This window comes from Tepidiphilus sp. HLB4, assembly GCF_054823945.1.
Genome location: NZ_JSYB01000053.1, coordinates 1 through 25528, shown reverse-complemented (window position 1 = coordinate 25528; position 25528 = coordinate 1). Strand labels below are relative to the sequence as shown.

Sequence of the window (25528 nt, the reverse complement as noted above, 5' to 3'; positions counted from 1 at the left end):
TCAGTGGTGCAGGATCTGCCCGAGGAAGCGGCGCGTGCGCTCTTCCTTCGGGTGGAGGAAGAATTCCTCCGGCGGGGCCTGCTCCACGATCTCGCCGCGGTCCATGAAAATCACCCGGTCGGCCACGGTGCGCGCAAAGCCCATCTCGTGGGTCACGCACAGCATGGTCATCCCCTCGGCGGCGAGTTCGATCATGGTGTCGAGCACTTCCTTGACCATCTCCGGGTCGAGCGCCGAAGTGGGCTCGTCGAAGAGCATGATCTTGGGCTTCATGCACAGCGCCCGGGCGATCGCCACGCGCTGCTGCTGTCCCCCCGAGAGCTGGCCCGGATACTTGTGCGCCTGATCGGCGATGCGCACCCGCTGAAGATACTGGAGCGCCAGTGCTTCGGCCTCTTTCTTTGGCATTTTCTTCACCCAGATCGGCGCCAGCGTACAGTTTTCGAGCACCGTGAGGTGAGGGAAGAGGTTGAAGTGCTGGAAGACCATCCCTACCTCACGGCGGATGGCATCGATCGCTTTCACGTCCTCGGTGAGTTCGATGCCGTCGACGACGATGCGCCCTCGTTGATGCGCCTCCAGCCGGTTGATGCAACGGATGAGGGTCGATTTGCCCGAACCCGAAGGGCCGCAGATCACGATGCGCTCGCCGGCCATCACCGTGAGATCGATGTCCTTGAGCACGTGGAAATCCTGATACCACTTGTTGACGCGCTCCATGAGGATCATCACCTCCTGGGTCTTGTGCGATTCGAGGCGCGTGAGCGTCTCTTCCATCAGTTCCATTCGGTTCTCCCGTCGGGGAAATGAAGGGGGTCAGCGCTTTTCGCTACGCGCCAGGCGTTTTTCCAACGCGATCGAATAGCGCGACATGCCGAAGCAAAACAGGAAATAGACGAAGGCGGCGAAGACATAGCCTTCGGTGGAAAACCCGAGCCACTCGGGGTCGACTGTGGCCCGGTGCACCGCGGTGAAGAAGTCCGCCAGGCCGATGATGATCACCAGGCTCGTGTCCTTGAAAAGGGCGATGAAGGTGTTGACGATGCCGGGAATCACCAGACGCAGGGCCTGCGGCAGGATCACGAGCCCCATCGACTGCCAGTAGCTCAAGCCGAGGGCATGGGTGGCTTCGTATTGCCCCTTGGGGATGGCCTGCAGCCCGCCGCGCACGACTTCGGCGAGATAGGCCGCCTCGAAGAGGATGACGGCGATGAGCGCCCGCACGAGTTTGTCGATCGACATCTGCTCGGGCAGGAAGAGCGGCAGCATCACCGAGGACATGAAGAGCACCGTGATGAGCGGCACGCCGCGCCAGAATTCGATGAACGTGATGCAGACGATCCGGATCGCCGGCAGCTGCGAGCGTCGCCCCAGGGCGAGCAGGATGCCCAGCGGCAGGGCACCGGCGATCCCGACGGAGGCGATCACGAGCGTGAGCATCAGCCCGCCCCATTGGTCGGTAGGCACGGTCGCTAGCCCCAGGATGCCCGCCCCGTAGAGCAGCCACCACACCAGCAAGGGCGTGAGGAGGAAATAGCCGAGCGCCCAGCGGCGCCGCTGCGGAAAACGGGAGAAGAAGAGCGGAGCCGCCAGCACGATGATCGACAGGGCCGCCAGATCGACCCGCCAGCGTTGCTCTATGGGGTAGAAGCCGTAGAGGAATTGCCCGAAGCGCTGGCCGATGAAGATCCAGCAGGCGCCGCCGGGATGGCAGTCGGCACGGGAACTCCCTTGCCAGGTCGCGTCGAAAAAGAGCCAGTCGAGCACGGGGGGAACGAAGCGCCACAAAAGGTAGATGGCGAGCAGGGTGAGCGCCGTGTTGACCGGGCCGGAGAAAAGGTTCTCCCGTAGCCAGCGCAGAACATCGATGCGCACGACGGGAGGGCGAAGGGAAGGGGAGGAGGACATGGCGGTTCCTCAACGTTCGACCAGCGCCATGCGCCGGTTGTACCAGTTCATGACGAGCGAGATCGTCAGGCTGATGAGCAGATACACCGCCATCGTCATGGCGATGGTCTCGATCGCCTGTCCGGTCTGGTTGAGCACCGTGCCGGCGAAGAGCCCCACGAGGTCGGGATAGCCGATTGCCGCGCCCAGGGAAGAGTTCTTCGTCAGATTGAGGTACTGGCTGGTGAGCGGCGGGATGATGACGCGCATGGCCTGCGGCAGGACGATGAGGCGCAGGCGCTGGCGCGGCGTCAGACCCAGGGCGATCGCCGCCTCGATCTGCCCGCGCGGCACCGACTGGATGCCGGCGCGCACCGTCTCGGCGATGAAGGCAGCGGTGTAGAGCGACAGCGCGACCGTGAGCGCGACGAGCTCGGGCAACAAGACCCAGCCGCCGCGGAAATTGAATCCCTGCAGCTGGGGGAGTTCCCAGGTGAAGGGAGCGCCGAAGATCAGGCGGGCGGCGAGCGGCAAGCCGAAGAGCAGCAACAGGGCGACCCGTCCCGTGGGAAAAGGCTCGCCGGTGTGCTCCTGCCGGCGTCGCGCCCAGCGTCTCAGGATGATCACGGCGGCGAGCGCGATGCCAAGCGCGAGCACGATGGGGGCGAATCCCTCGGCGGGAATGGGCCGCGGCACGTAGAGTCCTCGGATATTGAGGAAGAACGCACCCAGGAACTCGTGGCTCTGGCGCGGCGAAGGCATGGCGCGCAGCACCGCGAAGTACCAGAAGAAGATCTGCAGCAGCGGAGGAACGTTGCGAAAGGTCTCGACGTAGAGGGCCGACAGGCCGCGGATGAGTGCATTCTCGGCCAGACGCCCGATGCCCACGAGAAAGCCCAGCACGGTGGCGAAGACGATGCCCAGCGCCGCTACGAGCAGCGTATTGAGCAGACCGATCACGAAGACGCGCGCGAAGCTGTCGGTTTCGCGATAATCGATGAGCGTCTGCAGGATGCCGAAGCCGGCGGGATTCTTCAGGAATCCGAAGCCGGAAGCGATGCCGCGCACCGTGAGATTGTGCACGGTGTTGTGCACGATCCAGCCGGCGAAAAGGGCGATCGCCAGCACGGTGAGGATCTGGGCCGCGAGGGCGCGGATCTTCGGGTCATAGAGCCAGCGGCGCGGTCCGCCGCCGCGAAGCGTCTCGCCAGGGGTCATGTCGGATCAGCCGGAACGGTCCGCCGTCAGGACGACGGCGGACAGGGGAGAAGGAAGAGGGATCAGCGGAAAGGCGGGGCGTACTGCAATCCGCCCTTGTTCCATTGGGCGTTGAGGCCACGTTCGATCTTGAGGGGGCTTCCTTTGCCGACGTTGCGCTCGAACATCTCGCCGTAGTTGCCCACCTGCTTGACGATCTGGTAGGCCCAGTCTTTCTTGAGCTTCATGTCCTTGCCGAAATCGGTGTCCAGCCCCAGCAGGCGCCGTACCTCGGGGTTGGTGGAGGTCTTGGCCATCTGGTCGACGTTGGCCGAGGTGATGCCGTATTCCTCGGCGGCGACGAGGGCGAAGAGCGTCCAGCGCACCACGTTGAACCACTCGGAGTCCCCCTGCCGCACCACGGGGCCGAGCGGCTCTTTGGAGATCACTTCGGGCAGCACGACGTAGTCGTCGGGGTTGGCGAGCTTGATGCGCTGGGCGTAGAGCTGGGACTGGTCGGAGGTGAGCACGTCGCAACGGCCCGATTCGAGCGCCTTGGCCGACTCGTCGGACTTCTCGTAGGTGACAGGTGTGTATTTCATGCCGTTGGTGCGGAAGTAGTCCGAGAGGTTCATCTCGGTGGTGGTCCCCGCCTGGATGCAGACGGTGGCGCCGTCGAGCTCACGGGCGCTCTTCACGCCCAGCTTCTTGTTCACGAGAAAGCCCTGGCCGTCGTAGTAGGTGACGCCGGTGAAGGACATGCCCATGCCGACGTCGCGCGAGATGGTCCAGGTGGAGTTGCGCGACAGCACGTCGATCTCGCCCGATTGCAGCGCGGTGAAACGCTCCTTGGCGGTGAGCGGCGTGAATTTCACTTTCTTCGCATCGCCGAAGAGCGCCGCGGCCACCGCACGGCAGAAATCCGCGTCGATGCCTGCATAGTTGCCGCTCGCGTCGGTGTAGGAAAATCCCGGCAGGCCGTCGCTGACGCCGCAATGCAGCACGCCGCGTTTGAGCACGGTGTCGAGCGTCTGTCCCGCCCAGGCGGGAGTAGCGAGGGAGCACGCCGCGGCGAGCGCCGCAACGAGGGTTTTTTTCTTCATGGGGAGCTCTCCTTTGGGATGCGGGACCGTTGGAGAGTATCGGACAGAGGCTGGCGGATCGCAAGAGGGAATGGGGAAATCAGCGACTAGGGATTTCCCTAAGGGGCGGCAAGCCAGAAAGGCTCGCCGCCCAAGGTCGAGTCAGCGTTTGCGGGCGGGAGGCAGGTCGGTGCAGCTCCCTTCGGCCACTTCCGCCGCCAGTCCTACCGTTTCGATGAGCGTCGGGTGGGGATGGATGGTGCGGGCGATGTCGCTCGCTTCCGCCCCCATCTCGATCGCCAGGCAGATTTCGCCGATCAGATCCCCCGCGCCGGTGCCGACGATGGCCCCGCCGACCAAGCGATGCGTTTCGGCGTCGAACAGCAGTTTGGTGAATCCTTCCTCGCAGCCGTTGGCGATCGCTCGCCCCGAGGCAGCCCAGGGAAAGACGGCTTTCTCCACTTTGAGTCCGCGGGCCTTGGCTTCGGTTTCGGTGAGCCCGGCCCAGGCGATCTCGGGGTCGGTGTAGGCCACCGAGGGGATCTGCAGCGCATCGAACGCCGCTTTCCGGCCGGCGGCCGCTTCCGCCGCCACGTGTCCTTCGTGCACGGCCTTGTGCGCGAGCATCGGATTGCCGGTGAGGTCCCCGATCGCAAAAACGTGCGACACATTGGTGCGCCGTTGCGGATCGACCGGGATGAATCCTCGCTCGTCGAGATGCACGCCCGCCGCCTCGAGCCCGAGCAGGGGGCCGTTGGAGCGACGCCCCACGGCCACCAGCACGAGGTCGTAGCGTTGCGCTTCCTTGGGCGCCGCTTCGCCATCCAACATCGCCCAGATGCCGTCGTCGCGCGCCTCGAGCGCCGTGGTGCGCGTGTTGCGGTAGAGCGCGCCGAAACGGCCGGCATTCTTCTTCTCCCACACACGTACGAGGTCGCGGTCGGCACCGGGAAAGAGATCCGCCGTCGCCTCGACCACGTCGACCGTGGCGCCGAAGGCGGCATAGACCGTACCCATTTCCAGGCCGATGATGCCGCCGCCCACCACCAGCATGCGCCGTGGCAGCAAGGGCAGCGCCAGCGCACCGGTGGAATCGACCACGCGGGGGTCGTCCGGCTGGAATGGCAGGCGCACTGGCCGCGAACCGGCGGCGAGGATCGCCTGTTCGAATTCGACGATCTCCACGGTGCCGCTCGGGCGCGCCGGATCGCCCTCCATGCGCCGCACTTCGAGGTGATGGGGCCCGACGAGCCGGCCTTCTGCCTGCAGCACCCGCACGCCGCGCGCCTTGGCCATGCCCGCAAGGCCTTTGGTTAGCCGTCCGACGACCTCGTCGCGGTGCGCGCGTACCCGCTCGAGCTCGATTGTTGGCGCCTCGAAGACGATCCCGGCCTGGGCGAGATGCGTGCGCGCATCGATTGCTGCAGCCAGATGCAGCAGGGCCTTGGAGGGGATGCAGCCCACGTTGAGGCACACCCCTCCGAGCACCGCCTCGCGTTCGACCAACAGCACGTCGAGCCCGAGATCGGCCGCGCGAAACGCCGCGGAATAGCCGCCGGGGCCGCCGCCGAGTACGAGCAGCTGGCAGCGGTGGTGGACTTCTCCGGCGAAGGCGGGTGCGGCCGACACTGCCGCTGCTGCGGCGTCGGATCGAGGAGCGGAATGCGTCGCCGCCGGCATGGGAGCCGATCCGGTCTGCGCCGGAGCGGACGCAGCGACGGCTCCGGCTGGGGCAGAGGATGCTTCGGCCTGCTTGCCCGCCTCGGCGGCTTCGAGGCGGATGAGGGGAGTGCCTTCGGAGACCTTGTCGCCGACCTGGACGAGCACCTCGCGCACGATGCCGGCCACGGGGCAGGGCACGTCCATCGTGGCTTTGTCCGATTCGAGGGTGCAGATCGGATCCTCGGGCGCGAGCACGTCGCCGGGCTTGACCAACACCTCGATCACCGGCACGTCGTGATAGTCGCCGATGTCCGGTACCTTCACTTCGATGAGGGACATGGGATTTGCTCCGCTTTTTAGAGCAGCACCCGCCGGAAGTCGGCGAGCAGCTGGGCAAGGTGGGTGGTGAAGCGCGTGGCGTACGCCCCGTCGATGACGCGATGATCGGCCGTGAGCGACAGCGGCAGGATCTGGCGCGGCACGAACGCCTTGCCGTCCCACACCGGTTTGACGGCGATCTTGTTCACGCCCAGGATCGCCACCTCGGGCGCGTTGATGATAGGGGCAAACCCCGTGCCGCCGATTCCTCCCAGACTGGAGATGGTGAAGGTGGCGCCTTGCATCTCGGCCGGCTTGAGTTTGCCTTCGCGCGCCTTGCGGGCGAGTTCGGCCGTTTCGGCGGCGATCTCGCGCAGCCCCTTCTTGTCGGCCTCTTTCAGCACCGGCACCACCAGACCTTGCGGCGTGTCGGCGGCAAAGCCGATGTGGTAGTAGCGCTTATAGACGAGCTTGTCCCCGTCGAGGCTGGTATTCATGTCGGGGAAGCGCTGCAGCGCCGCCACCACCGCCTTGATGAGGAAGGCGAGCATGGTGAACTTGATCCCTTCCTTTTCGTGCTCGCGGTTGAGCTCGCGGCGGAAGGCTTCGAGCTCGGTGACGTCGGCCTCGTCGTGGTAGGTGACCGCCGGGATCATGATCCAATTGCGCGCAAGATTCGCCGCCGAGATCTTCTTGATGCGCCCCAGCTCCTTGACCTCGATCGGGCCGAACTTGGCGAAGTCGACCTTGGGCCAGGGCGGCAATTCCAAGCCGGCGAGCAACGAGCCGCCGCCCGCCTTGGACGGCTCCCTGGTTTCACTTTGCATCACGCGCTTGACGTGGGCGACGACGTCTTCACGCAGAATGCGGCCGTTCGGCCCGGACGGAGTGACCTTGGAGAGATCGACTCCGAGCTCGCGGGCAAAGGCACGCACCACGGGGCTGGCGTGGATCTTGCCGCCGAGCTGGATCGGTGTAGGTGCGACGGGGGCAGGGGCTGCGGGTTCAGCCACCGGCGCCCATGCCGCCGCACCGACGGCAGGAGCCGATCGGGGCGGCTCGGCAGGGGCTGACGTTTCGCCGCCGGTTGCCGATGCCGGCGTGCCCGATTCGGCGGGAGGCTCGGCCGGTGTCGCCACGGAGGCATGCGCCTCGGCCTCCTTGCCGGCTTCTTTGGCTTCGAGGCGGATGACGGGGGTACCTTCGGAGACCTTGTCGCCGACCTTGACGAGCACTTCGCGCACGACGCCGGCCACGGGGCAGGGCACGTCCATGGTGGCCTTGTCCGATTCGAGGGTGCAGATCGGATCTTCGGGCGCGAGCACGTCGCCGGGCTTGACCAACACCTCGATCACCGGCACGTCGTGATAGTCGCCGATGTCCGGTACCTTCACTTCGATGAGGGATGCCATCGGGAATCTCCTTTAGGCCGTGCGCGGGTTGGGTTTGGCGGGATCGATGCCGTAGCGGACGATGGCCTCGGCCACCTTGCGCCGCGGCAGTTCGCCGTCTTCGGCAAGTGCCATGAGCGCGGCGAGCGTCACCCAATGCCGGTCGACCTCGAAATGGAATCGCAGCTTTTCGCGGGTATCGGAGCGCCCGAAACCGTCGGTGCCCAGCGTGTAATAGGTGCGCTTGACGAAGGGACGGATCTGCTCGGCAAAGAGCTTGACGTAGTCGGTCGCCGCCACCGCTGGTCCGCGGTGCCCGGAGAGCTTCTGCTCGACGTGGCTCTTGCGCGGCGATTCCAGCGGATGCAGCAGGTTCCAGCGCACCGTATCCTGGCCGTCGCGGGCGAGCTCGTTGAAGCTCGTGCAGCTCCACACGTCGGCGGCCACGCCCCAGTCCTCGCGCAGGATGTCGGCCGCGGCCATCACTTCGCGCAGGATGGAGCCGCACCCCATGAGCTGCACGCGGGGCGCGTCGCCGGCCGGGGCAGCGCGCAGCAGATACATTCCCTTGAGAATGTCCTCGCGCACGCTCTCGCCTTCGGGCATGGGCGGATGCTCGTAGTTCTCGTTGAGCACGGTGATGTAGTAGAAGACGTCTTCCTGTTCCGCCATCATGCGCCGCAAGCCTTCGTGCACGATCACGGCGAGTTCGTACTGGAAGGTCGGGTCGTAGCTGATGCAGTTGGGCACGACGTGCGCGAGCACGTGGCTGTGGCCGTCCTGGTGCTGCAGCCCTTCCCCGTTCAAGGTCGTGCGCCCCGAGGTGCCGCCGATGAGAAAGCCCCGGGCGCGCTGATCTCCCGCCGCCCAGATGAGATCCATCGTGCGCTGGAAGCCGAACATGGAATAGAAGATGTAGAAGGGGATCGTGATCACGTCGTGCACGCTGTAGCTCGTGGCCGCCGCGATCCAGTCGCTCGTCGCGCCCGCTTCGTTGATCCCCTCCTCCAGGATCTGGCCGTCGCGCGACTCCTTGTAGAACATCAGCTGGTCATGATCCTCGGGAACGTATTTCTGCCCTTCCTGGTTCCAGATGCCGAACTGGCGAAACATCCCTTCCATGCCGAAGGTGCGCGACTCGTCCGGTACGATGGGCACCACGCGCTTGCCGATCTTCTTGTCGCGCATGAGCTGGATCATCATGCGTACCAGCGCCATGGTCGTGGAGATCTCGCGCCCTTCGCCGCTGCCGGCAAAGAAGGAGGCAAACGATTCGAGCGGCGGAATTTCCAGCGATTCGCTCGCTTTCTGCCGCCGCTGCGGCAGATAGCCGCCCAGCGCCTGGCGCCGTTCGTGCATGTAGCGCGCCTCGGGCGAGTCGGGCGCGAAAGTGAGGAAAGGCAGCGCATCGATCTGGTCGTCGGGGACCGGGAGACGGAAACGGTCGCGGAAACTGCGGATCGCGTCGTGATCCATTTTCTTTGCCTGGTGGGCGATGTTCATCGCCTCGCCCGCCTGGCCCATGCCGTAGCCCTTGATGGTCTTGGCGAGGATCACCGTCGGCTGCCCCTGGTGCTCGACAGCGGCCTTGTAGGCGGCGTGCACCTTGAAGATGTCGTGGCCGCCGCGGTTGAGCTGCCAGATCTCCTCGTCGGTCCAGTCGGCCACCAGTGCTTTCAGCTCGGGGGTGTTGAAGAGGTGTTCGCGGATGTAGGCCCCGTTCTTGGCGCGGAACGTCTGGTAGTCGCCGTCGCACAGCTCCATGAGGCGCTTTTTCAGGATGCCCTGCTTGTCGCGGGCAAAGAGCGCGTCCCAGCGCGAGCCCCAGATCACCTTGATGACGTTCCAGCCGGCGCCGCGGAACTCGGCTTCCAGTTCCTGGATGATCTTGCCGTTGCCGCGCACCGGACCGTCGAGCCGCTGCAGGTTGCAGTTGATGACGAAGATGAGATTGTCGAGCTTCTCGCGCGCGGCCATACCGATCGCGCCCAAGGTCTCGACCTCGTCGACTTCCCCATCACCGATGAAACACCACACTTTGCGCTTGGCGGCTCGTTCCGCGTCGAGCAGCCCCCGGCAGGCGAGATACTTGATGAAGCGCGCCTGATAGATCGCCTGGATGGGACCCAGCCCCATGGAGACGGTGGGAAATTGCCAGAAGGCCGGCATCAGCCAGGGGTGGGGATAGGAGGAAAGCCCCTTGCCGTCGATCTCGCGCCGATAGCTGATGAGCTGCTCTTGCGTGAGCCGCCCCAACATGAAGGCGCGCGCGTAGATGCCCGGAGCGGAGTGTCCCTGGAAGAAGACGAGGTCCCCTGGATGCTTTTCGTTCGGCGCATGGAAAAAGTGGTTGAACCCCACGTCATAGAGCACGGCGGCCGAGGCGAAGGAAGCGATATGCCCGCCCACGTTGGAATCGCGGTTGGCACGTACCACCATGGCCATCGCATTCCAGCGGATGTACGAGTGGATCTTGATTTCCAGATCGGGGTCGCCCGGATAAGGCGGCTGCAGTTCGACCGGGATGGTGTTGATGTAGGCGGTGTTGGCCGAATAGGGAATGTCAACGCCGTGTTCTCGGGCCTCTTCGATCAAGGTCTCGAGGAGCGCGTGCGCCCGCTCCGGGCCTTCGTGTTCGAGGACGGCGTCGAGCGCGTCCAACCACTCGCGTGTTTCTTCGGGATCCGGATCCGGATGGACGTGGTGCTGGGACTGGACGGACATGAGCGGCTCCTTTTGCGGTGTACATCCCGCAATATAAAATTTAATTTCACGAAGCGCAATCGTGCGCTGCAGCACGAAGAGACGGTGGCATGACTACGGGTTTCCCCTAGTGGTGGAATGGCCAGGAATGCGCGACATTGTCGGTCGAGGAATTTTTCCGTCTCCGTGCGTTCCCACCTACCGATGAAGACCAGTCTCCCCGTCAGTTCCTCGCGCGACGATGCCCCTGTGCGTTTTGGCGCCGCAGGGGCCCTGTTTGCCCTGATCATGTTAGGCGCCGGAGCCATGCTTTACCAGTGGGGCGCTTCGGAAGCCGCCACCGGCGTCAACGCCGAGATGCTGACCATGCTGCTGGTGATCGCTGCGCTGGGAGCGTGGGTGATCGTGCTCCTCGTTCGCGTTCGGCAGCGTGGTTTGGCCCTGAGGCGGCTCGAACGCGAGCGGGACCGGCTCTTCCATTTTTCGCTCGACCTGCTGGCAGTGCTGGGGCAAGACGGAAAGATCCTGCGCTGCAATGCGGCGTTCCCCCGAGTGCTCGGCTATACCGAGAGGATGCTGCAGGGCAAGTCGCTCATCGATCTGGTGCACCACGACGACTTGGCCGAAACGATGTCGGCCCTGCGCCGGCTCTCGAGCGGCGAGGCGGTGGAATTCGTCGCCCGCATGCATGGTATTACCGGCGAATATCGTTGGCTGTCGTGGCACATCAACCCGGTCAATGACGAGGATGCCTGCTACGCCATCGCTCATGACATCACCCGAGCAAAACAGACCGAGCAGGCGCTGCAGGCCGAGATGGCCTTTCGCCGCGCGATGGAGGAATCCCTCGTCACCGGCCTGCGGGCGATCGATCTGCAGGGGCGCATCATCTATGTGAACCCCGCCTTCTGCCGATTGGTGGGGTTCACGGAGGAAGAACTGCTCGGGTGCGGGCCACCGTTCCCCTATTGGCCGGAGGAATCGCTCGAGACGTGCTGGGAGAGCCTGCGCATGACGCTGGCGGGCCGTTTCCCTCCCGAGGGGTTCGACATGCGCATCCGGCGCAAGGACGGCGAGCGGCTCGACGTGCGCTTCTACCTCTCTCCGCTCATCGATGGCGAGGGGCGGCACACCGGCTGGATGGCGGCCGTGACCGACGTGACCGAGGCGCGGCGGGTGCGCGCCGCGCTCGAAGCGGCCCAACGCCGTTTCGCCGCGGTGCTGGAGGGGCTCGATGCCGCAGTCTTCGTGGCAGACTGGGAAAGCGACGAGATCCTCTTCGCCAATCGGGCATTCAAGCGCATCTATGGTTTCGACGCGGTGGGACAACGGGCGGCGGCCTTGGGCGTGCCGCGTCCGCTCACACTGGGGCAAGACGGCGAGCCGATCGACGAAGAGACGCTACCCCGCGAGCTGTTCGACGGCGAAGTGCAGCATCCCGAGTCCGGGCGCTGGTACCATGTGCACGAGCAGCTCACGCGCTGGGTCGATGGGCGCATCGTGCGCATGGCGATCGCCACCGACATCACCGTTCATCAGCATCTGCGCGCGCTGGAGCTGCAGCGCCAGGCCCAACTGCAGCAGACGGCGCGGCTCATCACCATGGGCGAGATGGCGTCGACCCTCGCGCACGAGCTCAACCAGCCACTCGCGGCGATCGCCAATTATTGTCGCGGCGGCATGAGCCGGCTGGAGCAGGGTCGGCTCGACGAGGCGGCCGCGCGTGCCGTGCTCGAGAAAGCGGCGACTCAGGCCGAGCGCGCCGGCTCCATCCTCAACCGCATCCGCGACTTCGTGCGCAAGTCCGAACCGCGGCGCGAGTCGGTGCCGCTTGCCGAAATCGTAGAGGGGGCCGTCGAGATCATGACACCCGAGGCCAAGCGGCACAACGTGCGTCTTCTGGTGGAGCTTCCCGAGGTGCTGCCGCCGGTGCGCGCCGACCAGATCCTCATCGAGCAAGTTCTGGTGAATCTGATCCGCAACGGCATCGAAGCGATGGCGCGCACGAGGCCGGCTGCGCGCCAGATCCGGGTACAGGCGGCACGTCAGGACGAACGCCACGTGGCCGTGGCCGTCATCGACCGGGGCCGCGGTCTCTCGCCGGAAGAACGAGAGCAGATCTTCACCTCCTTTTTCACCACCAAACCCGACGGTCTGGGCATGGGCCTGAAGATCTGCCGCTCCATCGTCGAATTCCATGAGGGACGGCTCATGGTGGAGGACAATCCCCAAGGGGGGACGGTGTTTCGCTTCACCCTGCCGCTGGAGGAATGAGGAAATGAACGGGATGGAGGAAGGGCGCCTCGTGCATGTCGTCGACGACGACGAGGCGATGCGCGATTCCCTGCAGTGGCTGCTCGAAGGCAGCGGCCATTGTGTGCGCACCTACGTCGATGCGGCGAGTTTCCTTGCTGCCGTCGGACCGCAGGACGGCGGCTGCGTGCTGCTCGACGTGCGCATGCCCGGCATGAGCGGACTGGAACTCTTCGATGAGTTGCGCCGGCGCGAGCTGCCGCTGGCGGTGATCTTCATCACCGGACACGGCGACATTCCCATGGCGGTACGCCTGTTGCGCAAGGGGGCGGTCGACTTCCTGGAAAAGCCGTTTTCCGATGCACAGCTTCTCGATCGCATCGAGGAGGCGCTCGGGCGTTCACGCACCCTGCGCGAGCGGCAGCGCCGGCGCATGGAAATCGAGCGGCGCCTCGCGAGCCTGTCGCAGCGCGAACGCGAAGTGCTCGCGCTCATCGTCGCGGGTCGCCTCAACAAGCAGGTTGCAGACGATCTGGGTATCTCGATCAAGACGGTGGAGGTCTATCGTGCCCGCGTGATGGAAAAGATGGCGAGCGATTCGCTCGCCGAACTGGTGCAGACGATGACCTGGTGGGAGGAAGAGCGTGTCCGCCCCTGGGGACAGCTCGAATAGAGGCCGCACCCGGCAGCACTCAAACCCGCACCGACCATTCGTTCAGCAGGCGCCGCGCCGCGCTCACCGTCTCGCTGGCAGTGAGCCCGATCGGGCCGATCCCTTCTGCAACGAGCCGATCGGCCGCGGCGCCATGGAGGAATGGGCCGAAGCGCGCCGCCAGCGGTACCGGCCAGCCCTGGGCGAGCAGCGCCCCCAGCAGGCCGCTCAGTACGTCGCCCATGCCGGCGCTCGCCATGCCCGGATTCCCCGTGGGGTTGATCGCCCAGGCGCCGTCGGGGTCGGCCACGACCGAGCCGCAGCCCTTGAGCACGACATGCGCCCGGTAGCGCTGGGCGAGTTCCTGCGCGGAGGCGATGCGGTCGCGCTGCACGGCGGCCACCTCGGTGCCGAGCAGGCGCGCGGCTTCCATGGGGTGGGGCGTGAGGATTGCCGGAATCGGGCGTGAGCGCAGGGACTCCTGCAATTCGGCGTCGACGGCCAGGCGATTGAGCCCGTCGGCGTCGAGCACGAGCGGCAGAGAGGAAGGCAGTAGTCGCGCGAGCTGGGCGCGGGCTTCGGCCGAGGCGCCCAAGCCCGGCCCGACGACGAGGACATCGACGCCGCGCTCGGGAATCGCGTTTCCCACCATCAACTCCGGATGCACTGGACTGAAGGAGAGAATGTTCGGGTCGAGCGCGCACAGGGTCACCTTGCCGGCGCCGGTGGCGAGCGCCGCGTGCCCCGCCAGGAAGGCCGCTCCGCTCATGCGCGGCGCGCCCCCCACCACCAGCACGTGGCCGAAACTGCCCTTGTGGGTGTTCTTGCGCCGCGGCCGCAGGTGGCCGGCGAAGGCGTCCAGCCCGAGCAAACGCCCCCGTCCCAGGTCGTGGCGTGAGGCATCGACTCCCAGCGCATCGACCATGACCACACCGGCCCGATCCGGGCCGTCGAGCGTGTGCAGACCTGGCTTGTCGGCGAGGAAGGTCAGGGTGGCGTTTGCCTCGAAACATGGCCCCGTGCAGCGCCCTGTGTCGGCATCGAGCCCGCTGGGGACGTCTACTGCCAGTTTGAACGCCGTCTGCCGCGAACCCCACTCGATCCATGAGGCGTAGGGCTCGCCGATGGGGCGGGCAAGGCCGATGCCGAAGAGGGCATCCACGATCGCTGCCGGCAGCTCGTCGAGCGCTTCCGGACCAGGAAGCACGGTGCCGCCAGCCGAGAGAAAGGCGGCGCGCGCCGCCGCGGCTTCGCCTTCCATGCGCGTCGCGTCGAAGCAGCCGATCACCACGGCGCGTCGTCCGAGGGCGAGCAGCCGACGTGCCGCCACGAACCCGTCCCCCCCGTTGTTGCCCGGTCCGCACAGGATGCACACCAAACCGCCCGGAGGGACGTGCGCGATCACCGAGCGGGCGATCGTCGCCCCGGCACGCTCCATCAGCGGCGGATCGGCCAAGGGGACTTCCACCGCCTCGATCGCCCGGATCTCCTTCAGACGGAGCAAGGGGCGGGAAGAAAGGGGCGCAATGAAAGGGGAAAAGGGCGCGAAAGGCATGATGCGACTCCTGGCTGGAGATCAAACCATGTTAAAATGAAAAACCGTTTTCTTCACCCACGAATGCAAGGAACTCGGATGGAAGTCGCCGAACAGACGCCCGCGCAACAACCCGCCAATCCGCTCGAACGTTCGCTCACGCTCAACATTCCCGTGGCCGACGTCGAGAAAGACGCCGAAAAGCGCCTCAAACGCATCGCACCCACCGTCAAGATGCCTGGGTTTCGTCCGGGCAAGGTGCCGATGCGCCTCGTCAAGCAGATGTATGGCAACGAAATGTGGACCGAAGCCGTGAGCGAGGCGATCGAGCGCACCTTCAACGAAGCCGTCGCCCGCGAAGGCTTGCGCGTGGCGGGCGGTTTCCGCATCGAACCCGCCGAATCGGCCGATGCGGCGATTCTCGCCTTCACGGCCCGCTTCGAAGTCTACCCCGAAGTCGAACCCGCCGATCTCTCCGGCCGCACGGTCGAACGTCCGCGGCTCGAGATCACCGAGGCCGAAATCGACAAGACCCTCGAGCGCCTGCGCAAGCAGCGCACCACGTACCACGAAGTCGACCGGCCGGCGCAGGAAGGCGATCGCGTCACCGTCTCTTATACCGCGCGCAAGGATGGCGAGGTGGTCGAGAACGGCCAAGTCGAAAACTTCCCCTTCGTCATCGGCGCTGGCGCTTTGCTCGAAGATATCGAGAAGGCGCCGATCGGCATGCGGGCTGGCGAAACCAAAACCTTCGAGGTAACCTTCCCTGAAGGCGAGGACAACAAGTTCGCCGGCCAGACGCTGCAGTTCGAGCTCACGGTGCATCGAGTCGAAGAGCCCGAATTGCCTGCGGTCGATGCCGACTTTGCCCGTGCGCTCGGCATCGAGGATGGCGACGTGCAAAAGTTGCGCGACGAGATCCGCGCCTCGCTCGAGCGCGAACTCAAGCAGCGCATCGACAACGAAGTAAAGAAACAGGTCTTCGATCTGCTGCTCTCCGCCCACGACTTCGCCGTGCCGAGCGCCCTCGTCGAGACCGAAGCCGAACAGCTCGTCGAGCGCATGCGGCGTGACCTGAGCATGCGCGGGTTCGACGCCGGCAAGCTCGAGCTCTCGCCGCAGCTCTTCGAAGAAGAGGCCCGCCGCCGCGTCAAGCTCGGCCTCGTCATCGGCGAGCTCGTCAAGCGCCATGAACTTCAGGCGAAACCGGAGCAGGTGCGCGCCCTCGTCGAAGAGGTGGCCGCCGAGTACGAGCACCCAGAGGTGATGGTCAATTGGTATTATTCCGATCCGGAGCGCCTGGTGTCGGTGGAAGCGGTGGCGATCGAGAACAACGTCGTGCAATGGGTGCTCGAGCAGGTTCAGGTGGTCGACAAGCCCGTCGAGTTCGACGAGTTCATGACGCAGCGCCCCGCCTGAAGATGGGCAAACCCGCGCGGCCGCGACGTTCGGCGGGCGAAGTTTGTTCGCCGCGCGAACCCGCCGCGCGTTTTCGCGTCAACTACAATTGAACGAATTCCTGCGTGAGGAACCATGAAACAATCCTTTGAGGCGAACACCCCGCTCGGGCTCGGCCTCGTGCCGATGGTGGTGGAGCAAAGCGGTCGCGGCGAGCGCGCCTACGACATCTACTCGCGCCTGCTCAAGGAGCGCGTCGTGTTCCTCGTCGGCCCTGTCGACGATGCGGTCGCGAGCCTCGTCGTCGCGCAGCTCCTCTTTCTCGAATCCGAGAACCCCGACAAGGACATCCACTTCTACATCAACTCGCCGGGTGGCTCGGTCACGGCCGGCATGGCCATCTACGACACCATGCAGTTCATCAAGCCCGACGTGAGCACCCTGTGCATCGGCCAGGCGGCGAGCATGGGCGCCTTCCTGCTCGCGGCAGGCGCCAGAGGCAAGCGCTACTGCCTGCCGAATTCCCGCGTGATGATCCACCAGCCCCTGGGTGGTTTTCAGGGACAGGCCACCGACATCGAGATCCACGCCCGCGAGATTCTCAAAATCAAGGCCAAGCTCAACGAGCTCCTGGCGTTTCACACCGGCAACGACGTCGAGCGCGTCGAGCGCGACACCGAGCGGGACAACTTCATGGACGCGGAAGAAGCCGTGAAGTATGGCCTGGTCGACAAGGTCCTGATCCGTCGCGAAGACATCTGAGGAACCATGGCGAAGAATAAACGCAGCGACAACGGCGAATTCTACTGTTCCTTCTGTGGCAAGAGCCAGCACGAGGTCAAGAAACTCATCGCCGGCCCGTCGGTGTACATCTGCAACGAGTGCATCGAGTTGTGCAACGACATCGTGCGTCAGGAGTTGGCGGAAGACCTGGGCGAAGGGGAAGGGCACACAGGGCACTTGCCCACGCCCAGGGAGCTCGTCGATTATCTCGACCAGTACGTCATCGGCCAGGACTACGCCAAGCGCGTGCTCTCGGTAGCGGTCTACAACCACTACAAGCGTCTGGCGCTCGCCGGCCGCGACGACGACGTGGAGATCGCCAAGAGCAACATCCTGCTCATCGGCCCTACCGGTTCGGGCAAGACCCTGCTCGCGCAGACCCTTGCGCGCAAGCTCGACGTGCCCTTTGCCATCGCCGACGCCACCACGCTCACCGAGGCAGGCTACGTGGGTGAAGACGTGGAGAACATCCTCGCCCGCCTGCTTCAAACCTGCGACTTCGACGTCGAGCGTGCCCAGCGGGGCATCGTCTTCATCGACGAGATCGACAAGATCACGCGCAAGTCCGAGAACCCCTCCATCACCCGCGACGTCTCCGGCGAAGGCGTGCAGCAGGCGCTCTTGAAGCTCATCGAAGGCACGGTGGCTTCCGTGCCGCCTCAAGGCGGGCGCAAGCACCCGAACCAGGACTTCATCCAGCTCGACACCACCAACATCCTCTTCATCTGCGGTGGCGCCTTCGAGGGGCTGGAGAAGATCGTCGAGCGGCGCACGGAAGCCGCCGGCATCGGGTTCGGCGCCATGGTCGCGAGCAAGAAAGAGCGCAAGAAATCCGAACTGCTGCGCCAGGTCGAACCCGACGATCTCGTGCGCTTCGGCTTGATTCCCGAGTTCGTCGGGCGTCTGCCGGTGATCGTGCCGCTCGAGGAGCTCGACGAAGAGGCGCTCATGCGCATCGCCACCGAGCCGAAGAACGCGCTCGTCAAGCAGTATCGCAAGCTCTTCGAGATGGAAGGCGTGGCGCTCGAATTCACCCCCGGCGCGATCCGGGCGATCGCCCGTAAAGCCATCGAACGGCGCACCGGCGCGCGCGGGCTGCGCTCCATCATGGAAGACGTATTGCTCGACCTGATGTTCGAGCTCCCCAACCTCAGCAGCGAAGGCGTGCACAAGATCCTCATCGAGGAATCCACCGTGACGCAGGGCACCCCCCCCCTCAAGCTCAGCGGCGAAGAAGCCCGCGTCAGCGGCGCCAACTGAAGTTCGACGTTTCGTTTTTCTCTCTTCGGTGCGGGGCCGTTTCGGCCCCGCCGCCAATGTGCTTTTTTCTCCCCTTGATTTTTGCCGTTCAAGCTACCATATTGCACGGTAGCGATTCCTCGCCTCATCAGGATTTCCACTCATGACAGAGCTCATCCAAACCCAGGGGAAAACCCTCGAACACCTGCCGCTGCTGCCCTTGCGCGACGTGGTGGTGTTCCCGCACATGGTCATCCCGCTCTTCGTTGGGCGGCCCAAGTCCATCAAGGCGCTCGAGCGCGCCATGGAAAACGGCGGACGGCTCGTACTCGCCACGCAGAAAGACGCCGCCAAGGACGATCCCGGTCCCGACGACATTTTCACGCTCGGGTGCATCGCCCATGTGCTGCAGATGCTCAAGCTGCCCGACGGCACGGTCAAGGTGCTCATCGAAGGGCGGCAGCGCGCGCGCTTTGCACGCATTCTCGAAGAAGGCGACACCTTCGTCGCCCTGGCCGAGCCGCTGGAAACCCAGACCGGCGATGCCCGCGAGACCGAGGCCCTGCGCCGCTCGCTGCTCTCCGCTTTCGAAGAGTACGTCAAGCTCAACCAGAAGCTGCCGCAGGAGCTCGTCGCCTCGCTCGCCGCGCTCGAAGATCCCGAGCATCTCACCGACATCATCGCGGCCCATCTGCCGCTCAAGCTCGACAAGAAGCAGGAGCTGCTCGAGATCCTCGCCCTCGTGCCGCGCATGGAGCGGCTCTTGGCGCTGCTCGAGGCCGAGATCGACATTCTCGAAGTCGAGAAGCGCATCCGTAGCCGCGTCAAGCGGCAGATGGAAAAATCGCAGCGCGAGTTCTACCTCAACGAGCAGGTCAAGGCCATCCAGAAGGAACTCGGCGAAGGCGACGAACAGGCCGAGCTCGAAGAGCTCGAGAAGAAGATCAAGGCCGCGGGAATGCCCAAGGAGGTGCAGGAAAAGGCCGAGGCCGAACTCAAGAAGCTGCGCATGATGTCGCCCATGTCGGCCGAGGCCACGGTGGTGCGCAACTACCTCGACGTGCTCGTGAGCCTGCCCTGGAACAAGAAGACCAAGGTCACGCTCGATCTGGCCAAGGCGCAGAAAATCCTCGATGCCGATCACTACGGCCTGGAGAAAGTCAAGGAGCGGATCGTCGAATACCTGGCGGTACAAAAGCGCGTCGACGTCGTCAAAGCCCCCATCCTGTGCCTGGTCGGTCCTCCCGGCGTGGGCAAGACCTCGCTCGGCCAGTCGATGGCACGCGCCACCGGGCGCAAGTTCGTGCGCATGGCCCTGGGTGGGGTGCGGGATGAAGCCGAAATCCGCGGCCATCGGCGCACCTACATCGGCGCCATGCCGGGGCGCATCATCCAGAGCCTCATCAAGGTCGGCGTGAAAAACCCGCTCTTCCTGCTCGACGAAGTCGACAAGATCGGCATGGATTTCCGCGGCGATCCGAGTTCGGCGCTCCTGGAAGTGCTCGACCCCGAACAGAACCACGCCTTCCAGGACCACTACGTCGAGGTCGATTTCGACCTCTCGGAAGTGATGTTCGTGGCCACGGCGAACACGCTCAACATCCCGGCGCCGCTTTTGGACCGCATGGAGGTGATCCGGCTCTCCGGCTACACCGAGGACGAGAAGATCGCCATCGCCGAGCGCTATCTGCTGCCCAAGCAGATGAAGCTCAACGGCGTGAAGAAGAACGAGCTCAGCGTCACCACCGCGGCGATCCGCGACATCGTGCGCTACTACACGCGGGAAGCCGGCGTGCGCAGCCTCGAGCGAGAGATCTCCAAGATCTGCCGCAAGGTGGTCAAGGGCATTCTGCTCAAGGCGCTGAAGGCTCCGGTGACGGTGGATGCGGGCGATCTCGAGACCTATCTCGGCGTGCGCAAGTACACCTTCGGCGTGGCCGAGAAAGAGAACCAGGTGGGGCAGGTCACCGGACTTGCCTGGACCGAAGTGGGCGGCGAACTCCTCACCGTGGAAGCGGCGGTGATGCCGGGCAAAGGCAAGGTCATCACCACGGGCAAGCTCGGCGAGGTCATGCAGGAATCCATCCAGGCGGCCATTACCGTGGTGCGCAAGCGCGCGCGCAAGCTCGGCATCCCGGAGGATTTCTACGAGAAGACCGACGTGCACGTGCACCTGCCCGAAGGCGCGATCCCCAAAGACGGTCCTTCGGCCGGTATCGCCATCACCACGGCGCTCGTCTCCGCGCTCACCGAGATTCCGGTGCGCTGCGACGTGGCCATGACCGGCGAGATCACCCTGCGGGGGGAAGTGCTGGCGATCGGCGGGCTCAAGGAGAAGCTCCTTGCCGCCGTGCGCGGCGGCATCCGCAAGGTGCTCATTCCCGAGGAGAACGTCAAGGATCTGGCCGAGATCCCTGACAACGTGAAGAACGCCGTGGAGATCATCCCCGTGCGCTGGATCGAGCAGGTGCTCGAGCTCGCCCTCGAACGCAAGCCCGAGCCGCTCGCGCCGGCAAGTGAGCCGCCTGTGGCCACGGTCGCGGTTACGGCGACCGCCGCGGGCACGGGGGCAGCCGAACTGCCGCACTGAGCCCGCGGCGTTTGCCAGGAAGCGCCGGTGATGGTACCATTGCCGGCGCTCGAGGCGGGTGCTTAGCTCAGTTGGTAGAGCGTCGCCCTTACAAGGCGAATGTCGGCGGTTCGAGTCCGTCAGCACCCACCATGCTCCTACCCCGCCATGCTATCATTGAACGATTGGTACATGAGAGGGCTGGCGCGATGGTGCAGCCATCGTTTCTGGGGCGGAACGTGGAGATGCTGGAACACGCCATCGCGGCCAAACTCGCCGTGCTGGGGCTGGATCCGACGAACGCGCAGCAGATGCGCGATCTCGCCCGAGAAGCGCTCGACACCGATCCGCAAAAAATCTCCCAGCATTTCTATGCGTCTTCGCTCGAGCCGCGCGTGCGCGCCGAGCTCTTGGGGCTCATCGCCCTCATGTTCCAGACCATGGCCTCCTCGGCGAACATGGGGGAGGAGCTGCACGGCGGCCCCGTGTGGAAGGCCGTGGCGCGGGCGATCTACGAAGAAGCCGAGGCCCGCGGGCTCCTGCCAGCAAAAGGGGCGTGAATGCGGTCCGATCCTGCCTCGTCCCCTGCTCGACTCGAGACGCGCCTGCGGCTCGCCCTGGAAGCGGCCGGACTGGCGACGTGGGATCTGGATTTCGTGCATGAGACCGCCTGGCTCGATGCCCAATGGAGCCGTTGGATGGGCTTGGGTAACGAGCCCGTCAGCCTCAGCTTTGCCGAATGGCGTTCCTTGGTCCATCCCGATGACTGGCCCAAGGTTCGCTCGGCCCTCATCGATCTGCTCAAAGGAAAAACTGCTATTTATCAGCAGCGTTACCGTATTCGGACACCGGATGGCCGCATCCTGTGGCTCGAAGATCGTGGCCAGGTATGTGACCGCGATCCTACGACGGGGCGCGCGTTGCGTGCGATCGGTGTGTCGCGTGACGTGACCCAGGAAGAAGAAAAAATCCAGCGAGATCGCCTCTTGACCGCAGCGCTGCGCCATGCGCCGGTAGGCATCATGATCGCGGCGGCCGACGGTACCGTCGAATGGGTCAATCCGGCTCTCGAGCAGATCACCGGTTTCAGTGCCGACGAACTCATTGGCACGCGGACCGGCCTTCTGTTTCATAGTGGTCTCCAACCAGACTCGTTTTATCGGGAATTATGGGAGACGATTTCCCAAGGAGCGGTTTGGCAGGGACGGATGGTGAACAAGACGGCGACGGGGGAGTTGCGTTACCACGACGTGACCATCGCCCCCGTCACCGACAACGAGGGGCGGCCTGTGCACTACATCGCCACCTACCGCGACGTCACCGAGCAGGTGCTGCTCGAAGAGCGGCTCGAACGCATGGCCATGACCGATCCCCTCACCGAGCTGCCCAACCGCCGCGCTTTTCTCGAGGTGATGCAAAAGGAGTTTCAGCGCGTCGTTCGTTCCGGATTCACGATCGATTCCTCCTTTTGCCTCGTCGATCTCGATCACTTCAAACGCATCAACGACACCCTTGGGCATGCCGCTGGCGACGCCGTGCTGCGTCATTTCGCCCACACGGTTCGGCAATCCCTGCGTCAGATGGACGTCTGTGGCCGCCTGGGGGGAGAGGAGTTCGGCATCCTGTTGCCGCAAACCGACGATAAAGCAGCGACCCAAGCGATCGAACGCCTCATGCGTACCATTCGCCAGAGCGTCGTCGTCTACGAAGGCCATGCGATCCGCTATACGGTGAGTGCAGGGGGGACCTCTTTCTCGATCAAGGACCGCACCATCGACGATGTTTTCGCCCGTGCCGACCGGGCGCTCTATCAAGCCAAAGAGCATGGCCGGGATCGGCTGGTCTGGATCGATCCGGAAGAAGAGGATTGAAACGTTTCACTTCGAGGAGTTTTTCATGGATTTGTGCGTGATCGGGACCGGCTATGTCGGCCTCGTGACGGGGGCGTGTTTTGCCGAGATGGGCAACGAGGTGTGGTGCGTCGATGTCGATGCGGCCAAGATCGAGGGGCTGAAAGCCGGGAAGCTGCCCATCTACGAGCCGGGGCTCGACGAGATCGTGGTCCGCAATTACCGCGAGGGGCGGCTGCGTTTCACCACCGATCTGGGCGAGGCGATGGCCGAGTGCGATGTGCTCTTCATCGCCGTGGGCACGCCACCGCTCGAAGACGGCTCGGCCGACCTGCAGCACGTGCTCACGGTGGCGCGCGACATCGGCCGGCGGCTTACGCGCTACAGCGTGATCGTCGACAAATCCACGGTTCCGGTGGGAACCGCCGAGCGGGTGCGCCGTGCGATCCAGGCAGAGCTCGATGCACGTGGCGTGTCGATCCCGTTCGATGTCGTCTCCAACCCCGAATTCCTCAAGGAAGGCGCTGCGGTCGAAGATTTCATGCGCCCGGACCGCATCATCGTCGGTACGGATTCGGAAGCGGCGCGCGAGCGCATGGCCGAGCTCTACGCCCCCTTCAACCGCAGCCATCAGCGCGTCATTTACATGGGCGTGCGCGACGCCGAGATGACGAAATACGCCGCCAACGCCATGCTCGCCACCAAGATCTCATTCATGAACGAGATCGCGGCGCTGTGCGAGCGCTATGGCGTCGATGTCGAAAACGTCCGCTTGGGCATCGGCTCGGATCAGCGCATCGGCTACCACTTCATCTATCCGGGCTGCGGCTACGGCGGCTCGTGTTTTCCCAAGGACGTCAAGGCGCTCATCGCCATGGCACAGGCGGCCGGCGTTGAACCGGAGGTGCTCACGGCGGTGGAAGAGCGCAACGCGAAGCAGAAGCGCGTGCTGGAAGAAAAGATCGTCGCGCGTTTCGGCGAAGACCTCACCGGACGGACTTTCGGCGTGTGGGGGCTCGCCTTCAAGCCGGGGACCGACGACATGCGCGAAGCGCCTTCCATCCCGCTCATCGAGGGCCTGATCGGGCGCGGTGCCACCGTGCGCGCCTACGATCCGGTCGCGATGGACAACGCGCGGCGAGTGTTCCCGGCGCAATGGTTCGACGAAGGCCGTCTCGTCTTCACCCGTCACCAGTACGACGCGCTCGACGGAGCCGACGCCATGGTGCTGGTGACCGAATGGAAGCCTTTCCGCCATCCCGACTTCGGGGCGATCAAGCGGCTTCTGAAAACGCCGCAGATCTTCGACGGGCGCAACCAGTACGACCCGCAGCAGCTCGAGCGGCTGGGGTTTGCCTATGTCGGCATCGGGCGGGCGAACGCGCTGGCAGAGCAGGGGGCGATTGCGGCCTGAGCGGCTGGAAGAGGGCGGGGCGGTCGCGCCCTGAAGCTTCGATGCCGCCCCGTCCCCTTCGGGTTGGGAGCGGCAGGCTCAGGCGGCCGCGAGCGCCTGATCGAGATCGGCGATGAGATCGTCGACGTGCTCGATGCCTACCGACAGGCGGATCATGTCTTCGCTCACGCCGGCTTTCTCCAGTTCTTCCTTGCTCAATTGCCGGTGGGTGGTGGAGGCCGGGTGGCAGGCGAGCGTCTTCGCATCGCCGATGTTCACGAGCCGGGTCACCAGCTTGAGCGCATCCTGGAATCGCGCCCCGGCCTCGCGGCCGCCCTTGACGCCAAACGTGAGGATGCCGGACGCGCGTCCGCCGAGGTATTTCTGCACCAGGGCGTGATCGGGATGATCTGGCAGGCCGGCGTAATTGACCCAGCTCACTTTGGGGTGGGTGCGCAGGAAGTGGGCGATGCGCACGGCGTTGTCGCAGATGCGATCCATGCGTAGCGGCAGGGTCTCGATCCCTTGCAGGATGAGAAAGGCGTTGAAGGGGCTCAGCGCCGCGCCCATGTTGCGCAGCGGCACCACGCGCGCCCGGGCGATGTAGGCCGCAGCGCCGAAGGTTTCCGTGTAGCTCACGCCGTGATAAGACGGATCGGGCTCGACGAGCACGCGAAAACGTTCCTTGTGCTCGGCCCAGGGAAACTTGCCGCTGTCGACGATCACCCCGCCGATGGAATTCCCGTGTCCGCCGAGGTATTTGGTGAGCGAATGCACCACGATGTCGGCGCCGTGCTCGAAAGGGCGGCACAGGTAAGGGGAGGGGACGGTGTTGTCGACGATGAGCGGGATGCCGTGCTCGTGGGCGATCGCCGCGAGCCGCTCGAAGTCGGTGATGTTGCCCAAGGGATTGCCGATCGATTCGCAGAAGATCGCCTTGGTCTTGCCGTCGATGAGCCGCGCGAAGGAGGCGGGGTCGCGGTGGTCGGCGAAGCGGATCTCGATGCCGTATCTGGGCAGCGTATGGGCGAAGAGGTTGTAGGTGCCGCCGTAGAGGGTGGCCGAACTCACCACGTTGTCGCCGGCTTGGGCGATCGTCTGGATGGCGTAGGTGATGGCAGCCATGCCCGAGGCGAGCGACAGGCCCGCGATACCGCCTTCCATGGCGGCGACGCGCTTTTCCAGCACGTCGCAGGTCGGGTTCATCATGCGGGTATAGATGTTGCCCGGCACCTTGAGGTCGAAGAGATCGGCGCCGTGCTGCGTGTCGTCGAAGGCGTAGGACGTGGTCTGGTAGATGGGCACCGCCACGGCCTTGGTGGTCGGGTCGGGCGTGTAGCCGCCGTGGACGGCGATCGTCTCGATGCGCATGGAGGGGCTCCTGTCGGATGAGTCGCGAAAAATGAATCGCGAAAATATAGCACGACGGCCAGGGTCGCACAGGGGAAGGAAGGAATGTCGTTATTCGCACGCGAAGAATTTCAATTTACGGACTTGCTGGCGTTCAAACCAACCAGCAAACCTCCAGCCTCACGACCTCACTCGCCGCGGTTTCCCCACGGCATCACGGGAACCGTCGATAAGCTATTGGGTACCTCGAAAAACCCCCACCCCCTC

Annotated in this window: 18 protein-coding genes and 1 tRNA gene; 10 read left to right on the top strand and 9 right to left on the bottom strand. The window is 64.8% G+C overall.

Features of this window, described 5'->3' with window-relative positions:
- From OA56_RS08710 to aceE, 7 genes are all read right to left on the bottom strand, one after another.
- On the bottom strand, window positions 1-729 hold the full coding sequence (locus OA56_RS08710; protein WP_055423647.1) for an amino acid ABC transporter ATP-binding protein: 729 nt from the start codon (window positions 727-729) through the stop codon (window positions 1-3).
- Window positions 730-816: 87 nt separating this feature from the next.
- Window positions 817-1908, bottom strand: a complete 1092-nt coding sequence (locus tag OA56_RS08705; RefSeq protein ID WP_055423578.1) for an amino acid ABC transporter permease — start codon at window positions 1906-1908, stop codon at window positions 817-819.
- A gap of 9 nt (window positions 1909-1917) precedes the next feature.
- Window positions 1918-3105: an amino acid ABC transporter permease gene (locus OA56_RS08700; protein WP_461584714.1), complete on the bottom strand. Its 1188-nt coding sequence runs from the start codon at window positions 3103-3105 to the stop codon at window positions 1918-1920.
- A 62-nt stretch (window positions 3106-3167) separates the two neighbouring features.
- Window positions 3168-4187, bottom strand: coding sequence for an amino acid ABC transporter substrate-binding protein (locus tag OA56_RS08695; protein ID WP_461584712.1), 1020 nt, complete (start codon window positions 4185-4187; stop codon window positions 3168-3170).
- 141 nt (window positions 4188-4328) lie between these two features.
- On the bottom strand, window positions 4329-6167 hold the full coding sequence (gene lpdA, locus OA56_RS08690; RefSeq protein ID WP_461584710.1) for a dihydrolipoyl dehydrogenase: 1839 nt from the start codon (window positions 6165-6167) through the stop codon (window positions 4329-4331).
- Window positions 6168-6184: 17 nt separating this feature from the next.
- Window positions 6185-7558, bottom strand: a complete 1374-nt coding sequence (locus OA56_RS08685) for a dihydrolipoyllysine-residue acetyltransferase (RefSeq protein ID WP_461584697.1) — start codon at window positions 7556-7558, stop codon at window positions 6185-6187.
- A 12-nt stretch (window positions 7559-7570) separates the two neighbouring features.
- Window positions 7571-10261, bottom strand: a complete 2691-nt coding sequence (gene aceE / locus OA56_RS08680) for a pyruvate dehydrogenase (acetyl-transferring), homodimeric type (protein ID WP_461584695.1) — start codon at window positions 10259-10261, stop codon at window positions 7571-7573.
- 285 nt (window positions 10262-10546) lie between these two features.
- Between aceE and OA56_RS08675 the strand changes: the two genes are divergently transcribed.
- The gene (locus OA56_RS08675; protein WP_461584693.1) at window positions 10547-12514 is read left to right on the top strand and encodes a PAS domain-containing sensor histidine kinase; all 1968 of its coding nucleotides are present in this window, start codon (window positions 10547-10549) and stop codon (window positions 12512-12514) included.
- A 4-nt stretch (window positions 12515-12518) separates the two neighbouring features.
- A complete protein-coding gene (locus OA56_RS08670) occupies window positions 12519-13166 on the top strand; it encodes a response regulator transcription factor (protein WP_461584691.1) in 648 nt (215 codons plus the stop codon).
- 19 nt (window positions 13167-13185) lie between these two features.
- Here OA56_RS08670 and OA56_RS08665 read toward each other — a convergent pair whose 3' ends face one another.
- A complete protein-coding gene (locus OA56_RS08665; protein ID WP_461584689.1) occupies window positions 13186-14700 on the bottom strand; it encodes an NAD(P)H-hydrate dehydratase in 1515 nt (504 codons plus the stop codon).
- A gap of 78 nt (window positions 14701-14778) precedes the next feature.
- Between OA56_RS08665 and tig the strand changes: the two genes are divergently transcribed.
- From tig to OA56_RS08625, 8 genes are all read left to right on the top strand, one after another.
- Window positions 14779-16098, top strand: coding sequence for a trigger factor (gene tig, locus OA56_RS08660; RefSeq protein ID WP_055423586.1), 1320 nt, complete (start codon window positions 14779-14781; stop codon window positions 16096-16098).
- Window positions 16099-16212: 114 nt separating this feature from the next.
- A complete protein-coding gene (gene clpP, locus OA56_RS08655; RefSeq protein ID WP_055423587.1) occupies window positions 16213-16839 on the top strand; it encodes an ATP-dependent Clp endopeptidase proteolytic subunit ClpP in 627 nt (208 codons plus the stop codon).
- Window positions 16840-16845: 6 nt separating this feature from the next.
- The gene (gene clpX, locus OA56_RS08650; RefSeq protein WP_461584686.1) at window positions 16846-18120 is read left to right on the top strand and encodes an ATP-dependent Clp protease ATP-binding subunit ClpX; all 1275 of its coding nucleotides are present in this window, start codon (window positions 16846-16848) and stop codon (window positions 18118-18120) included.
- A 142-nt stretch (window positions 18121-18262) separates the two neighbouring features.
- Entirely contained in the window at window positions 18263-20689 is a 2427-nt protein-coding gene (gene lon, locus OA56_RS08645) for an endopeptidase La (RefSeq protein WP_055423589.1), read from the top strand.
- 56 nt (window positions 20690-20745) lie between these two features.
- Window positions 20746-20821: transfer RNA gene (locus OA56_RS08640), tRNA-Val, on the top strand.
- Between the two features lie 92 nt (window positions 20822-20913).
- Complete coding sequence (locus tag OA56_RS08635) at window positions 20914-21228, top strand: hypothetical protein (RefSeq protein WP_461584683.1); 315 nt, start codon at window positions 20914-20916, stop codon at window positions 21226-21228.
- Window positions 21229-22539 carry a sensor domain-containing diguanylate cyclase gene (locus tag OA56_RS08630; protein ID WP_461584681.1) on the top strand — a complete coding sequence of 437 codons (1311 nt, stop codon included), beginning with the start codon at window positions 21229-21231 and terminating at the stop codon, window positions 22537-22539.
- A gap of 25 nt (window positions 22540-22564) precedes the next feature.
- Window positions 22565-23932, top strand: coding sequence for a UDP-glucose dehydrogenase family protein (locus OA56_RS08625; protein ID WP_141055981.1), 1368 nt, complete (start codon window positions 22565-22567; stop codon window positions 23930-23932).
- A 78-nt stretch (window positions 23933-24010) separates the two neighbouring features.
- On the opposite strand, the gene OA56_RS08620 is transcribed toward OA56_RS08625, so the two are convergent.
- A complete protein-coding gene (locus OA56_RS08620; protein WP_141055979.1) occupies window positions 24011-25282 on the bottom strand; it encodes a bifunctional O-acetylhomoserine aminocarboxypropyltransferase/cysteine synthase in 1272 nt (423 codons plus the stop codon).
- Window positions 25283-25528 lie beyond the last annotated feature (246 nt).

Bases quoted from the DNA above. Each gene is read 5' to 3' on its own strand.
- OA56_RS08710 (WP_055423647.1), bottom strand. From the start codon at position 729: ATGATCCTCATGGAGCGCGTCAACAAGTGGTATCAGGATTTCCACGTG.
- OA56_RS08705 (WP_055423578.1), bottom strand. From the start codon at position 1,908: ATGTCCTCCTCCCCTTCCCTTCGCCCTCCCGTCGTGCGCATCGATGTT.
- OA56_RS08700 (WP_461584714.1), bottom strand. From the start codon at position 3,105: ATGACCCCTGGCGAGACGCTTCGCGGCGGCGGACCGCGCCGCTGGCTC.
- OA56_RS08695 (WP_461584712.1), bottom strand. From the start codon at position 4,187: ATGAAGAAAAAAACCCTCGTTGCGGCGCTCGCCGCGGCGTGCTCCCTC.
- lpdA (WP_461584710.1), bottom strand. From the start codon at position 6,167: ATGTCCCTCATCGAAGTGAAGGTACCGGACATCGGCGACTATCACGAC.
- OA56_RS08685 (WP_461584697.1), bottom strand. From the start codon at position 7,558: ATGGCATCCCTCATCGAAGTGAAGGTACCGGACATCGGCGACTATCAC.
- aceE (WP_461584695.1), bottom strand. From the start codon at position 10,261: ATGTCCGTCCAGTCCCAGCACCACGTCCATCCGGATCCGGATCCCGAA.
- OA56_RS08675 (WP_461584693.1), top strand. From the start codon at position 10,547: ATGCTTTACCAGTGGGGCGCTTCGGAAGCCGCCACCGGCGTCAACGCC.
- OA56_RS08670 (WP_461584691.1), top strand. From the start codon at position 12,519: ATGAACGGGATGGAGGAAGGGCGCCTCGTGCATGTCGTCGACGACGAC.
- OA56_RS08665 (WP_461584689.1), bottom strand. From the start codon at position 14,700: ATGCCTTTCGCGCCCTTTTCCCCTTTCATTGCGCCCCTTTCTTCCCGC.
- tig (WP_055423586.1), top strand. From the start codon at position 14,779: ATGGAAGTCGCCGAACAGACGCCCGCGCAACAACCCGCCAATCCGCTC.
- clpP (WP_055423587.1), top strand. From the start codon at position 16,213: ATGAAACAATCCTTTGAGGCGAACACCCCGCTCGGGCTCGGCCTCGTG.
- clpX (WP_461584686.1), top strand. From the start codon at position 16,846: ATGGCGAAGAATAAACGCAGCGACAACGGCGAATTCTACTGTTCCTTC.
- lon (WP_055423589.1), top strand. From the start codon at position 18,263: ATGACAGAGCTCATCCAAACCCAGGGGAAAACCCTCGAACACCTGCCG.
- OA56_RS08635 (WP_461584683.1), top strand. From the start codon at position 20,914: ATGCTGGAACACGCCATCGCGGCCAAACTCGCCGTGCTGGGGCTGGAT.
- OA56_RS08630 (WP_461584681.1), top strand. From the start codon at position 21,229: ATGCGGTCCGATCCTGCCTCGTCCCCTGCTCGACTCGAGACGCGCCTG.
- OA56_RS08625 (WP_141055981.1), top strand. From the start codon at position 22,565: ATGGATTTGTGCGTGATCGGGACCGGCTATGTCGGCCTCGTGACGGGG.
- OA56_RS08620 (WP_141055979.1), bottom strand. From the start codon at position 25,282: ATGCGCATCGAGACGATCGCCGTCCACGGCGGCTACACGCCCGACCCG.